The organism is Spirochaetota bacterium (genome assembly GCA_034190085.1).
GTDB lineage: Bacteria > Spirochaetota > UBA4802 > UBA4802 > JAFGDQ01 > JAXHTS01.
On sequence record JAXHTS010000050.1, the window covers coordinates 38,482 to 53,274 of the forward strand.

A 14,793-nucleotide genomic window follows, 5' to 3' on the forward strand; every position below is an offset into this window, starting at 1 on the left:
TAGTTTCTTCATTCCAATCTACCTGTTGAGTTGCTACGTACTTTTTTGTCAAATTCATTAAAAAAGATATTGACGCAGTCCGTTTTGTTATTAATCTATACTCAAAACCAGCCAGACGGTTAATGGGTTTCCGCATCATTTGGTCTACTTTAGATTATAAATACCTATAATCCTACTACTTGGAGAGAAGCCGTGGATGAAATTAATTTTTCAATCGACGGACAAAGAGTAAAGGGATATTCTGGTAATACAATCATTGAAGTAGCACTTAAGTATAACATACCTATTCCCACCCTTTGTCATGATCCCTTCCTCGATTCCATTGGAGCATGCAGGATATGCCTTGTCGAAAATGAGGAGAGGGGGAATCTAATTGCTGCCTGCGTAACCACGATTTCCAAGGATTTATCAATCTTAACTAACACAGAAAAGGTGCTCGAAACGAGGAAGGTGATTGTGAAACTGATGCTCGCAAGCCATCCTGATTCATGCATTGTATGTGAAAAGGGGAATAGATGTAAATTAAGGCAGATTGCCGCAGATCTTGGAATCGGCTTGGTAGAATACTATCCTATGCCGCATTATTCCGGCACACAAGAGGTAAATTCATTTCTGCTTAGGGATTTGAGCAAATGCATTCTCTGCGCAAAGTGTATCAGAGCGGATCAAGAACTGGTTGTAGAGGGCGCTATTGATTATATCGACAGGGGGTTTGAGGCAAGACCCTCCACACTTACAGACGGGCCGCTTGAATCATCAGGATGCACCTTCTGCGGCACATGCGAGGAGGTGTGTCCCACTGGCGCTCTCTTTAAGAAAGACAATCGATCCCTTGGCACTCACAATAAGAGAGTAGCCACTACTTGTTCTTTCTGTGGATGCGGGTGTTCATTCTGGCTTGAGGTTGCGAAAAATCAGGTTGTTGGAGTTCGTCCAGGCATTTCAGGATCAGTAAATGGAAAAACCCTCTGCGTAAAGGGACGCTTCGGCTTCGATCATATCAACCATCCTGAACGCTTAAATAATCCTCTAATAAGGAAGGAGGACGCTTTAGTTGAAGCATCCTGGGATGAAGCGTTGGAGATTGCGTCGAAAGAGATAAAAAATATAAATCAAAAAACCAAAGGAGAGCAGAGCCTTGCAATAATCACTGGGCCACATTGTACAAACGAGGAAGCCTACTTGACCAATGAGTTTGCTACCAACGTTTTGAAAACTAATTATGTCGCATGCATGAGTAGTAGTTACATATTTAATCTCATTGAGGGTATGGAAGATTCTTGCGGTTTTGCCGGACCAACCGCCACCATAGAAGATATTGAAGAAGCAGAGGTGATTCTTTTAATTGGGGCCAATCCAACTGAAACGGCGCCTATTGTTGGGTATAGCATAAAGAGGTGTGTTCGCAGAAGGCAGACGAATCTGATTGTAATTGATCCTGTAGAAATTCAACTCTCTAAATTCGCTTGCCTTTGGCTTAGACCAACAATAGGAAGTGATGGGATTTTGCTATCTGCCATCCTGAGATTAATGATCGAACATCAAAATTATAAAGAGGCATTGGACGATGAAAGGATTCAGATATTAAAAAACATTAAAAATCTTTCGCTGGATATTGATATAATAGAACGAGAAACCGGAGTCACATCCGAAAGTCTCTTTAAAGCAGTGGACATCTTCATCTCTAGCAAGAAGAGGGCCATTGTCTTTGGGAATGGAATCATACAACAGCCGAATGGTAAAGAACTTGTAAAAATCCTCTGCTCAATCAGTCAACTTACACAAGAGGAGACAATAATCTTTCCATTAGTCAAAGAGAGCAATGTAATTGGATGTTATCATTTGGGTCTTATTAAGAGTGAAATGCCTGAAAGAGTATTCAAGGAAATCCTGAGAGGTAACATCAAGGGGCTTTGGATTATGGGGGATGATCCAATGACCAGTCTGCCTGGCAATGGTGAAATTCAAAGGGCGCTGGATAAACTTGATCTCCTCATAGTCTCTGATACATTTCTCTCCAATACTGGAGAAAAGGCTCATGTTGTGTTCCCTTCAGTTACCTTTGCAGAAAAATCTGGCACAATTACCAATATGGAGGGGCGTGTCCAGAGGATTAGACCAGCAATTGAATGTGTCAACAATAGTATTTCAGATTATCTAACGATACTCAATATCGCCAAATTGCTTGGATCTTCTTTCAGTTATAAATCAGAACTGGAGGTCACAGAAGAGATAATAAATCGCGTTCCATTATATTCGAAAATGAATATGAATAATGAGGATGATGGATATTTTTCTTATCTTCTCCCCGTATCATCGTTAAAGGGGAAGGCATCCCTATTTATTCCAGGAGAAATTACATCTCCCCTAGATAAAGACGATAAATACCCATACACACTCATGTTGGGGAGCATCCTAAAACATCTTGGCACCGGTTATCAGACTAAGCATTCCCCAAGACTCTGTGGGGATATTGAGGAGGGGTACGTTGAGATAAATCCGAAGGATGCCTCACGGGAAGACATTAAGGATAGGGATATAGTAAAATTGATTTCCATTGCTGGTGAGAAAAGAATCAGGGCTCACCTGACTCAGAAGATTCCGATGGGATGTCTATTCCTGCCATTGCCATTTACTGAAGGTTCAAATATTTTCACCAACATCAGCAATGGGAACACACAGAAGACCATAAATGTTAAAATTGAAAGGACTATTATATGAAATATGAAGAGATAGACATAGGGAAACTTGCTCCGATTATAGAGGAATATAAGAATGAGAAGTGGCCACTTATTCCTCTGCTTCAGAGGGTGCAGGATGAGTTGGGGTACATACCAGCAGAAACGATTGAGCCAATCGCTAAGGAGCTTGACCTCTTCCCCAGCGAAGTGCAGGGAGTAATAACATTCTATTCTCAATTTTCTCTCGAACCTAGGGGCAAGTACATTATAAGGGTCTGCAAAGGCACAGCGTGTCACGTGCGTGGTGGACGGAGCATTCTAAAAATTGTTAAAAGGGAACTGGGACTGGAGGAGGGGCAAACCACAGAAGATTATCAGTTTACTCTTGAGACTGTGGCGTGTCTTGGAGCATGCTTTCTTGCCCCCACAATGGTGGTCAACCAAAACTATTATGGAAAGCTCTCACCTCCTAAGATTAACTCTATTATAAAGCAATATGACAAATAGCAAAGGAAGAATCCAATGACAAATCCTCTCACATTTAGAGGTATGGAAATCTTTCGAGAGGAGTGCGCCAGTGAATTAAATGCCAAAAAGTACTGTATCCGAATCTGCATGACTGGATGCAAGGCCTATGGCGCGGAGGAGGTAAGGGATGCGCTTCAAAGAGAAATCAGTGTGCGTGGCTTGGCAAAGACAATAGAGATTCGTGAAACTGGGTGTCAGGGATTCTGTGCGAAGGCTCCTGTTTTGACCATCGATCCTATGGGAATATTCTATCAGGAGGTATCTCCAGCTGATGTGACTGATATAATTGTCAATACAATTCAAAAGGGGGATATTATCGGACATCTCCTCTATGAGGATGTTAAGACCGGCATAAAGATGCCCACCGTTAGTCAGATTCCATTTTTCAAACTGCAGAATCGAAGGGTATTAAAAAACTGTGGGGTAATAGATCCGAAGAGGATTAAGCACTATATTGGAATGGACGGTTATGGCGCACTCGCCAAAGCGCTTAGTGGATTTACTCCTGATGAGATAATCAAGGAGGTAGAGGACTCTGGTCTTAGGGGAAGGGGTGGGGCAGGATTCCCTACAGGGAGAAAGTGGAGGTTTGCTCGTTACTCGCCCAATGAGCCAAAGTATATAATCTGTAATGCCGATGAAGGCGATCCCGGCGCATTCATGGACAGAGCTGTGCTTGAGGGCGATCCTCATAGGGTTATTGAGGGTATGATTATTGGCGCTTATGCAATAGGCGCTCGTTTCGGATATATTTATGTCAGAGAGGAATATCCCATAGCTGTTGAGCATCTGAGTATTGCAATTGAAGAGGCAAAGGAGCTTGGAATTTTGGGCGATAGTATTTTTGGTTCAAATTTCAGTTTTGATCTTCGATTAAAGAAGGGGGCCGGCGCCTTTGTATGCGGGGAGGAGACAGCTCTCATGGCCTCTATTGAAGGGAAGCGTGGAATGCCGCGCACCCGTCCGCCATTCCCTGCACAGGCTGGTTTGGATGGAAAACCCAGCAACATCAATAATGTTGAAACCTTTGCCAACATTGCCATGATTATCCAGAATGGAGCACAATGGTATTCAGAAATCGGCACAGATAAGAGCAAGGGGACTAAGGTCTTTTCATTAGCTGGGAAGGTCAACAATACTGGGCTCGTAGAAGTGCCTATTGGCATTCCAATTAGGGATGTAATATTTAATATTGGGGGTGGAATACCAAAGGGTAGGAAATTTAAGGCAGTCCAGATGGGTGGTCCTTCAGGGGGTTGTGTCCCTGAAAAGCATCTAAATATGGATATTGATTACGAATCCCTTCAATCTATTGGATCCATTATGGGCTCTGGCGGTATGGTGGTAATGGATGAGAATAATTGCATGGTTGAGATAGCACGCTTTTTTCTCAATTTTACTCGCACCGAATCATGTGGAAAATGTTCACCCTGTCGTCTTGGCACAAAACAGATGCTCGAAATATTGACAAGAATTACTGAAGGTCGTGGCCAGGGGAGAGACATCGAGATGCTGATTAAGATGGGAGATGCTGTGATGAGGAGCGCTCTATGCGGACTCGGGCAAACCTGTCCAAAACCGGTCCTCTCCACTATAAAATATTTTAGGGATGAGTATGAGGCGCATATAAATGAAAAGAGATGTAAAGGGGCAGTGTGCGAAGCTTTGGTTATATCGGCATGCCATCATACCTGTCCAGTTGGCATCAGCATCCCAAAATATATCGCAGCCATTGCAGAAGGGGACTATTTAAAGGCTGCTGAGGTTATCAGAGAGAGGAATCCCTTTCCTGCCATCTGTGGTCGCATTTGTCATCACCCTTGTGAAATCAAATGCCGCAGGGGGGAGCTTGATGATCCGGTAGCAATACGTTCGCTAAAGCGGTTTGCAGCGGATAGATATTATTCATCTGATCACGATCAACCACTTCCCTTTTCTAAAACAAAGAGTCAAAAGGTTGCTGTCATAGGAGCAGGTCCAACTGGACTCACCTGCGCCTTTTATCTGGCAAGAATGGGTTATCCTGTAACGGTTTTTGAAGCCCTTCCTGTTGGCGGGGGGATGTTGATGGTAGGAGTTCCAGAGTTTCGTCTGCCTAAGGAAGTTGTACAGAAAGAGATTGAATACATTGAGCAGCGTGGAGTTGAGATTCAGTATAATACACCAGTAAACATCAACTTCACTCTTGAAGATATAAAGGAACAGGGACATGATGCAATATTTATCGCCGGAGGGGCTCAGAAGAGTCAAAGAATAGGCATTCCCGGAGAGGATGAAGGCATTAAGGGTTTTTATTATGGTCTATCATTTTTACGAGATGTTAAACTGGAAAAGGAGATATATGTTGGAAGGGTAGTGGTTGTCATTGGTGGGGGTAACGTTGCATTTGACGTAGCGCGATCGGCATTGAGGGTTCCTTGGTATGGGGATGGGCAGCGGGAGGTTCATGTAATCTGTCTTGAGTCACGCGAGGAGATGCCGGCCTTTGATGAAGACATTGAAGAGGCCATAGAGGAGGATATCCTGATACACCACTCACTTGGAGCAAAGAGGATTATATCAAGGGATGGGAGCTTAACAGGTGTTGAAACGTTGGCTGTTGCTTCTATCTTTGATGAAGAGGGTAAATTTAACCCAACCTTTATTCCTGATAGTGAGGGTTTCTTTGGCGCAGATACGGTTATTATGTCAGTTGGGCAGGCTCCTGATTTATCTTTTTTGCCACCAGATAGCGAGCTGGAAAGAACCAAGTGGGAGACTCTAGTAGTAAATTCGAATACACTTTCAACAAATATTTCAGGCATTTTTGCTGGAGGTGATTTTGTCACAGGACCGACCTTTATTATTGAATCCATTGCAGCAGGCAGGAGGGGTGCTGTAGCAATTGATAAATATCTGCGCGGAGATGATACTCCCATCTTTTTTGTTGATGCCAAAGAGGATACCCCCTTAGGAATAATGGAGGAGGAGCTTAGTGATGTTGAGGATGAGAAGCCTAGAGTAAAAATGCCCACAGCACCTCCTGAGGATCGCATCCATGATTTTCGTGAAATTGAATTAGGTTTTACTGAGGAGAAGGCTGTAGAGGAGGCCAAACGTTGTCTGCGGTGTGATTTGGAAAAATGATATCGTTCATGTTATAACACTGAATCGCAGATATCGATTTAGCAATCCCTTTGAGTTTGTTTTAAAGCGTTCATATATTCTCACATCCAAATAATTTAAAGACTCACAGCAAGCTTGAATCAATTATAATATTCGAGAAATAAACATAAGGAGAAGATCATGATTCGTTCCATTACCAGGCAGAAACCACTTGAAGAGATTGAAGGGCTTCTTGAAAAGACATCAAAGATTTTTGTAATTGGTTGTGGAACCTGCACTACCATGACTCGAACAGGTGGTCAGCCCGAGGTTCAGCAGATGATTGATCAACAGCTGAATTCAGATAAGAGCATAACGGGTTGGATGATGATTCCTGTCGCCTGCGATGAATTGACGGAAGTTGCTTTGGAGGAGAATAGAGAAGCAATTATGAATGCCGATGCGCTTCTAATTATGACATGTGCCTTTGGTGTCCAGACAATTGCTATGAATCTTGACAAGCCGATAATACCAGCCCTTGATACGTTATTTATAGGCAAGGAGAAGGAACCCGGGGTTTTTGATGAGGCCTGCCTGCAATGTGGGGAGTGTGTCTTGGCTGATACTGGAGGGATATGCCCAGTAGCTGGATGTCATAAGGGTCTTGTTAATGGTCCCTGTGGAGGAACAGACAAGGGTAAGTGTGAAGTCGATTTTAATAAGGATTGTGTTTGGACACTCATCTATAATAAACTAGAAAGGATGGGGAGGCTTGAATATATGCGGAAATATCAGCCACCTAAAAAGTATCATGTTGAGCCTAAACCTGGAAAATCGATCATCCCTTTTTATGAAGAAAGGAGTAATAAAGATGGGACACAGATTTAGGGAAGCACTTAATTCGGGGAAATTTGTTATAACTAGCGAAATAGGACCACCTAAGGGTACAAATCTTGATAAGATGTATCACCATATCGATCTTTTAAAAGATAGGGTAAACGCTATGAATGTCACTGATCATCAAAGTTCTGTAATGCGTTTTCCTTCAATTGGAGGTGCGCTGGCAGTTCAAGAGCGGGGAGGAGAGGCTGTTTTGCAGATGACCTGCAGGGATAGAAATAGATTGGCCCTACAGGCAGAGCTTCTATTTGCATATTCACGGGGAATAAAAAATGTCCTCTGTCTAACTGGTGATGCCATTACTGTTGGTGATCATAAGATGGCAAAGGGCGTTTTTGATCTGGATTCCAGCCAACTTTTGCGTACAGTACGTCTTCTTGAATCAGGTAAGGATTTGGGGGGGAATGAGCTTGACGGCTCAGTTGAGTTCTGCGCTGGGGCTATTGTAACCCCAGAGGCTGATCCGCTTGGACCTCAGCTTGTCAAGTTTGAGAAAAAGATTGATTCAGGGGCTGAGTTTTTTCAGACCCAGGCTATATATGATATGGATAATTTCCAGCGCTTCATGGACTATGCAGGAGGGTTTAATGTTAAGATGATTGCAGGCATTGTGCTGTTGGTGTCAGCACGCATGGCACAATTTATGAATAAAAATGTTCCTGGAATATTCGTGCCACAAAACCTGATTGATGAACTCGCAAGCGCTCCCAAAGGGACTGCCCTTAAAAAGGGCATTGAGATTGCCGGGCGTATGATTAAAAAGCTTAAGGAGGAAAGAATTTGCGATGGGGTTCATATTATGGCAATCGGCAAAGAGGAAGTAGTACCTGATATACTGGAGGAGGCTGGTATCGATGGAAGGCCCAATGGATGAAAACTGATAAATTTTTATATAGCCCTGAATGAGTAAATCAACTAAATTTTATTAATATTGATTGAGTATCATGAGAAGAGGTAATGACCTAAAAGAATCCCTATTTTATCATTAGCCTATGGAAAGTAAAATTTTTTCTGTTTGTTAGGGAAAACATTGGTAGTCATATAGTTATAGCAGGAGAAAGAGGATAGGGGGGAGTCATTTCAAGGAAAAAGCTTTCATCATCTGAAGAGAGATATAGGGATCTATTTGAAAGGGTTGGACATGGTCTTATCATAAGCACAAGGGAAGGAAGTGTTGTAGATTGTAATCAGGCTCTTCTCAATATGTTAGGTTATGATACCAAGGAAGAGTTTCTATCCATAGATATTGAAAAAGATCTATATGAGGATCCTGAGGACAGGAAAAAATTCCAGCGTGAGATTGAGGAACAGGGTTATGTAATGGATTATGAGTTAAATTTTAGGACCAAGGGGGGAGATAAAGTTTCAGCATTAATGACAGGTAATTCACGATTTAATAATCGGGGACAGATAATAGGATACCAGGGATTGATAATTGATATTACTGAGCGGAAGACAATGGAAAAGAGGGTGCGAGAAGCCACCAGGAGGTTTCAGAAGATTGCTGAAATGGGGGATGATGGAATAATTGTGTTTGATGAAAACTATAGGATTGAGTTTGCTAACACAATGGCTACGGATATTACCGGATTTCAGGCGGAGAAACTAATTGGAATGGACTTCAACCTTTTGTTAAATAAAACAGAGAGGAAATTTCTAGCTGATATGCATTCAGAGGTTGGAGAGGATGAGAATAGAAGGGTATGTGTTGAAATGGAGATGAATACTGCCACAGGTAAAAGCAAGGAGGTTGAGGTCTGCATCACAATAGCCAAAGGAGAAGAGGGGGGTGTAAAGACCTATGCATATACAAGGGATATTACACATAGAAAAAAGATGGAGAGGGAAATCCGAGAGGTGAATCAATTTCTATCTAAGTTGATTGAGAGTTCATTAGATTCAATTATTGTGACTGATATGGAAGGTAATATTCTCATCTTTAACAAGGGGGCAGAGGAGCTTTTGGGATACAGAGCGGACGAAGTGATAGGTAGAATGAACATCAGGAATATTTATCCTCCTGGTGTTGCGAGGGAGGTAATGCAAAAGATGAGAAGTGAGGATTATGGGGGAATCGGTAGGCTCAAATTTCTCCCAATGATACATAAAAACAAGTGGGGAGAGATGATTGATGGCAACCTATCAGCATCGATCATCTATGATGATAAGGGGAATGAGATAGCAACCGTAGGAATTTTTGTAGATTTGAGGCCTAGAATTAAAATGGAAAAGCAGTTGCGCGACATACAGCTTCAATTGTTGCAATCAGAAAAACTGGCAGCCATGGGAAGACTTACTTCTCAGATAGCTCATGAGTTAAATAATCCTATCTATGGGATTATGAATACCCTAGAGCTTTTGAAAACTGAAATTCAACCCAATAGCAAGAGAAGAAAAATTCTTGATATGTCACTCTCTGAAACTGAGAGGGTATCTGAGATGTTGCGAAATATGTTAAGTTTCTCCAAACCCCAAGAGGAGGAGAAAAGGAATATTGATATAAATAAATTACTTGAGGATATATTGCTCATCCTTGAAAAGCAGCTATGGGAGTCAAACATTGAAATAAAGACTAACCTCAACCAAAAGCTAACACCTATTCCAGCTTCCCCCAACCAAATAAGACAAGTAATCCTTAATATCATTACCAATGCCAAGGATGCTATGCCAAATGGAGGGGAACTGAGCCTAGAAACATTGGCTGACAAAAACCTTGTGATAATAAATATACAGGATACCGGCGTTGGCATTCCACTCGCAATAAGAGATAAAATATTCGACGCCTTTTTTACTACAAAGCAGGAGGTAAAGGGTGTAGGTTTAGGACTATCAGTCTGTTATGGCATAATTAAGGATCATGGCGGGGATATCAATGTTAAAAGTGAGGTTGGCAATGGTTCTACATTTTCTGTTGTCCTTCCTATATATCCACTATCCCACATTGAATAAGATTTTAGCAAAGTACTCTACATCCAGTCTTGTATAAAAATATTTAACTCAAACCTATGAAAATACAAATTATTAGAGAGGGATTTTATGAAAATGTATACTGTTTCACGTGCAAGCAAATACTGTAATGTCTCTCCTGATACCATTCTCCAATGGATCGAGGCTGGAGATATCAATGCTGAGACAACGGTAGGTGGTCATCGGCGAATAAATAAGGAGGAACTTGACCGCTTTTTAAGGGAACATCAGATGCCAGCAGCCCAATATTCTGCAGGGGAAGATACAAAGAAGATACTTGTTGTTGATGATGATAAAATTATTGTAGAGACAATTGTTCAATCATTAGAGGAAGATGAATATGATTATGAACTGGTGTCAGCTGCTGACGGTTTTGAGGCTGGAATCCAGGAGAAGCGTTTCAAACCAGACCTAATAATTTTAGATGTCATGATGCCGGATATCAATGGTTATGAGGTATGTAAGAGGATAAAATCAGATCCTGAGACTAAGGAAATTAAGATTATAGTTCTTTCTGCCTATCTGAATGATGAAAGCTGTAAACAAATGAAGGATTACGGAGCAGACGCCTGTTTTGCAAAGCCGCTTCCCTTATCTGAGCTAAAGAATGAGGTCGCGGTGCTATTGAAATTGAAAGATAAAAAGTAGAGGAAAGGAAATATGGACTTACAGGAATCATTAAAAAAGAATAGATTTGTGGTTACCTCTGAAATTATGCCACCAATTGGCAGCGATATAGAAGAACTCTACGATAACATCCATAAGATTAGGGGAAGGCTAGATGGAGTAACAGTCCCTGAATTTGAGGTTGAAGGAGTAGTTGCAGATTCTATTTCAACATGCAATATATTAAAGGAGAACAGATTTGATCCCATCCTTCAAACGACATGTAGGGAAAAGAATAGATTGGATATTCAATCAAATTTAATTAAGGCCTATGAGCAGGGGGTAAAAAACATACTTGCCTTTACTGAGGACTATCGCATTACAGGGGACAGCCTACAGGAAATAATGTTTTTTCACGTTGATGCTGGCAAACTCTTCTCTGTAGTTGATAGCCTGAAGGAAGGGCAGGATGTGGCGGGAAGGGAGATTGAAAATCGAGCAGAGTTCTTCGTTGGGTCTGGTGTTGATGCTGGCGTAGGTAATAATGTGCCTGATCTTGAGTTAAAAGAGATGGAGGAGATGGTTAAACTTGGCGCAGGGTATTTTCTGAGCACGCCAGTTTTTGATGTGGATAAATTCCAGAAATTTATGAAAAGGGTGGAATCCTTTGGCATTCCTGTAATAGCTGAAGTGATTTTATTGAAAACCGCAACTACTGCACATTTTATAAACAGGCATCTAAAACAAGGTATTGTGCCGGATTATATTATTCAAAAATTAGCCAAAGCTCCACAAAAGGAGAAGGCAAGCATCGAGATCTTCACGGATATTATAAAGGGCCTAAAGGACATCTGCCAGGGAGTGCATCTCATACCACTTGGATGGGAGAAGAATATACCAAAATTTTTGGATGCTGCTAAGTTGTGAATATTAATATGTAGGTCGATACAGCAATCATCACTATACTTATTCTACTGCAAACTCACCCCTTTAATCTACTTGCCATTATTTAATTTCAGATTATCAGTTAAAATCCTTTTTTATTATTAGTTTATATTCATACTTATAAATAATGATGTTACTTGGAAATGTTAAATTAATAATAAAATTTGCTTGAAAAGGATTTTCCCAAGCTAATTATTGGTGAAGGATAAGAAGTTTTTAGTAGTAGCGTTATTATTTATATTTGGGGGAAAAGATGGAAGAAATTCTAAAAAAGGCTAACGAGCTTGGCTTAATGATCAAAGGTACGGAAATATATCAAAGATTTGAAGAGCTTACAAAGAAATTGGAAATAGATAATGAAGCCAAAGGCATTCTTGAAGAATATGCAAAGGTTAGTGAAGAGATGAGCAAAAAGGAGAAAGAGGGTGGTGTAATAGAAGTAGAGGAAAAACAGAACTTGCAGGATCTGGTTGAGAAGGTGTCCGAAAATCAGTTAATAAAGGAATATATTGCGACACAATCCTATTACCTGAATATGATAATGCAGATTCAGAATGCTATCAGTGAGCCGGATGGGGACGCTATTCAGGAATCTAAAATAATCAAACCGACCGGTTCTGGTAAAATAATAACTGATATTTAATTTTGTATAGTTTTCATGCCTAAACAAGATTAAGATTTCTATAATTGGAAAAATCAATTTCACTTAATAAACAAATATTAATAGGTACAGCGATTGGAATTATCATAGGATATATTCTAAATATTATTGGGACTGATACAAGTAGTGCTTCAAGCATTCTTTACTTTGCGGATATAATAGGCTCTCTATTTATCAGCATTCTCAAGATGATTCTTATCCCACTGGTTTTCACATCAATCACAGTAGGGATAGCTAATTTACAGGCACATTCACAGATGAATAGAATCTGGAAATTGGCTCTGATTTATTTCCTATCCACAACCTCCCTTTCAATTATAGTTGGTTTGGTTATAGTTAACGTTTTTAAACCAGGACAAGGATTAGAAATAACGCTATTTCAAGATGCTATGGACTCATTTGAAATCCAGAGCATGGGATTATCGGAATTTATTAAAACCTTTATTGCAGGTCTTTTTATTAATCCAATTAAGGCAATGGCTGAGGCAAAAATTTTGCCAACAGTAATATTTGCTATTTTTTTTGGCATTGCTGTCATCATCTCAGGCGAGAAAGCTAATAGGGTGAAAGAACTTTTAATAGAGTTGTTTGAAATTGTAATGCTTTTAGTAACATGGATTATGAAAATAGCGCCTTTAGGGATAATGGCTCTACTAATAAAGCTCGTAGCAATTCAGGATATCGAGGTTTTATCACAGTTAGGAATATTTATAAGTGTTGTCTTGTTAGGGACTCTTTTCCATGGCATAATAGATTTGCCAATTTTGTTAAAGGTATTCACTGGCATCGGACCAAAGAGGTTGTTTGCTGGAATTAGCAAGGCACTTATAACAGCCTTTTCAACGAGTTCAAGTTCAGCCACACTTCCAATCACAATGGAATGTGTAGAAAAGAATCTTGAAGTTGACAAGGATATAGCTGGATTTGTCCTTCCTCTCGGTGCTACAGCAAATATGGATGGAACCGCGCTTTATGAAGCTATGGCTGCTCTGTTTATCGCGAACATAGTCGGAATTGATCTAAATGTTGTTCAACAGATTGTTGTTTTTTTTATGGCCATAATTGCAGCTGTTGGGGCTCCGGGAATACCAAGCGCAGGAATGGTAACAATGGTAATGGTTCTCCAGTCCGTTGGATTGCCGGCAGAAGGGATTGCCATTTTGCTTCCAATAGATCGTTTCCTGGATGCCTTTAGAACTACTGTTAATGTTGAGGGGGATGCTATTGGGAGTTGTATTATTTCAACAATAATTATGAAATCTAAAGAATAATTCCTTAGGAATCCCTCTTGTATGTTTATATTATAAGATAAGGAGATCCTTTCCTATAGATAAATATGTTGGTATGATTATTTATCATCTGCATAACCAAATTTATAGCAGAAAATTGATACTACTTCGTGACTACAGATGACAACAAGACCTTATGTTTCAAAGTTGGCATCATTTTTCTATACTCTTTTATAGATAATATATCTATATCGGAATAGATAATCTCTTCTCTTTGTCCTGATCCACGGGATAGTATTTTACCCCAGGGATCAATAATCATGCTGTTGCCATAAGCAGCGGTGCCGCGTTCATCCTTTCCTGTTTGATTGGGAGCCAACACAAAGCACAGGTTTTCAATTGCGCGAGCCCTTAAGAGTATTTCCCAATGAGCTTGGCCGGTCTGCTTTGTGAAGTTGGAAGGAATGCATAATAGGGAAACCCCTTTGGACGAATAGTTATTATATAGTTCAGGAAAACGTACATCATAACAGATCGATAAACCTGCTTTAATCCCTTTAATAGAAGTAATGGTAGGCTGTTCTCCTCTTAAAAATGAATTTGATTCTTTAATAATCCTGTTATTGACTACCGCATCGAAGAGATGAATTTTTCGATAGGTTGCTTGAATTATTCCCTTGTCATTTATGAGGACTGAGGTGTTATAAGTCTTTTTAGACGATTTCACACGTTCATAGATTGAACCAGCGAGAATATATACCTTGTTCTGTCTGGCTATTTCCTTAAAGGGGATAATCGAGTCTCCTGGAATTGGTTCAGCAATGCAATGGATATTTTCAATATTAGTCATCCTTCCCCTGTAATTAAAAACCTCTGGAAGCAAAATAAATTCAGCTTTATGTTTAATAGCACTCAGTATAAAATCTATAGACTGAGCAATGTTCTTTTTCTTAATTGGACCTGAGTTTAACTGAATTACAGCAACCTTCATTTTAATAATTTAATTTATATTACTTACTGAAGAATTAATTACTATCCACTGTAGATATAATACGATAAAGCTTCATTCTATCCTTCGTTGCTTTGAGCAGAAGAAGAATTAAGTATATTTTATACTATTAGCATAGGACTATGTATATTGTTGTCAATTAATATATTGGGATAAGGTAAAGCATGATTATTTTTTGACAAT

The 14,793-nt window shown here is 40.2% G+C and carries 11 protein-coding genes; 10 read left to right on the forward strand and 1 reads right to left on the reverse strand.

The features are described from left to right. Nucleotides 1-192: 192 nt before the first annotated feature. From SVZ03_09345 to SVZ03_09390, 10 genes are all read left to right on the forward strand, one after another. Nucleotides 193-2,721, forward strand: a complete 2,529-nt coding sequence (locus SVZ03_09345; protein MDY6934410.1) for a molybdopterin-dependent oxidoreductase — start codon at nucleotides 193-195, stop codon at nucleotides 2,719-2,721. Then, nucleotides 2,718-3,188, forward strand: a complete 471-nt coding sequence (gene nuoE / locus SVZ03_09350) for an NADH-quinone oxidoreductase subunit NuoE (GenBank protein MDY6934411.1) — start codon at nucleotides 2,718-2,720, stop codon at nucleotides 3,186-3,188. Before SVZ03_09345 ends, nuoE begins: the two co-directional genes overlap by 4 nt. Nucleotides 3,189-3,203: 15 nt before the next feature. Next, nucleotides 3,204-6,335 carry an NADH-quinone oxidoreductase subunit NuoF gene (nuoF, locus tag SVZ03_09355; protein MDY6934412.1) on the forward strand — a complete coding sequence of 1,044 codons (3,132 nt, stop codon included), beginning with the start codon at nucleotides 3,204-3,206 and terminating at the stop codon, nucleotides 6,333-6,335. 159 nt (nucleotides 6,336-6,494) lie between these two features. Next, on the forward strand, nucleotides 6,495-7,181 hold the full coding sequence (locus tag SVZ03_09360) for a methylenetetrahydrofolate reductase C-terminal domain-containing protein (GenBank protein MDY6934413.1): 687 nt from the start codon (nucleotides 6,495-6,497) through the stop codon (nucleotides 7,179-7,181). Further along, the gene (locus SVZ03_09365; protein ID MDY6934414.1) at nucleotides 7,165-8,067 is read left to right on the forward strand and encodes a methylenetetrahydrofolate reductase; all 903 of its coding nucleotides are present in this window, start codon (nucleotides 7,165-7,167) and stop codon (nucleotides 8,065-8,067) included. Before SVZ03_09360 ends, SVZ03_09365 begins: the two co-directional genes overlap by 17 nt. 203 nt (nucleotides 8,068-8,270) lie before the next feature. Beyond that, a complete protein-coding gene (locus tag SVZ03_09370; GenBank protein ID MDY6934415.1) occupies nucleotides 8,271-10,142 on the forward strand; it encodes a PAS domain S-box protein in 1,872 nt (623 codons plus the stop codon). A gap of 87 nt (nucleotides 10,143-10,229) precedes the next feature. Further along, the gene (locus tag SVZ03_09375) at nucleotides 10,230-10,808 is read left to right on the forward strand and encodes a response regulator (GenBank protein ID MDY6934416.1); all 579 of its coding nucleotides are present in this window, start codon (nucleotides 10,230-10,232) and stop codon (nucleotides 10,806-10,808) included. Between the two features lie 12 nt (nucleotides 10,809-10,820). After that, a complete protein-coding gene (locus SVZ03_09380; GenBank protein ID MDY6934417.1) occupies nucleotides 10,821-11,693 on the forward strand; it encodes a methylenetetrahydrofolate reductase in 873 nt (290 codons plus the stop codon). 271 nt (nucleotides 11,694-11,964) lie between these two features. Continuing rightward, nucleotides 11,965-12,354 carry a YlbF family regulator gene (locus tag SVZ03_09385; protein MDY6934418.1) on the forward strand — a complete coding sequence of 130 codons (390 nt, stop codon included), beginning with the start codon at nucleotides 11,965-11,967 and terminating at the stop codon, nucleotides 12,352-12,354. A gap of 44 nt (nucleotides 12,355-12,398) precedes the next feature. Then, nucleotides 12,399-13,643 carry a dicarboxylate/amino acid:cation symporter gene (locus SVZ03_09390; protein MDY6934419.1) on the forward strand — a complete coding sequence of 415 codons (1,245 nt, stop codon included), beginning with the start codon at nucleotides 12,399-12,401 and terminating at the stop codon, nucleotides 13,641-13,643. A gap of 121 nt (nucleotides 13,644-13,764) precedes the next feature. Here SVZ03_09390 and SVZ03_09395 read toward each other — a convergent pair whose 3' ends face one another. Further along, nucleotides 13,765-14,592, reverse strand: coding sequence for a carbon-nitrogen hydrolase family protein (locus tag SVZ03_09395; protein MDY6934420.1), 828 nt, complete (start codon nucleotides 14,590-14,592; stop codon nucleotides 13,765-13,767). Nucleotides 14,593-14,793: the final 201 nt, after the last annotated feature.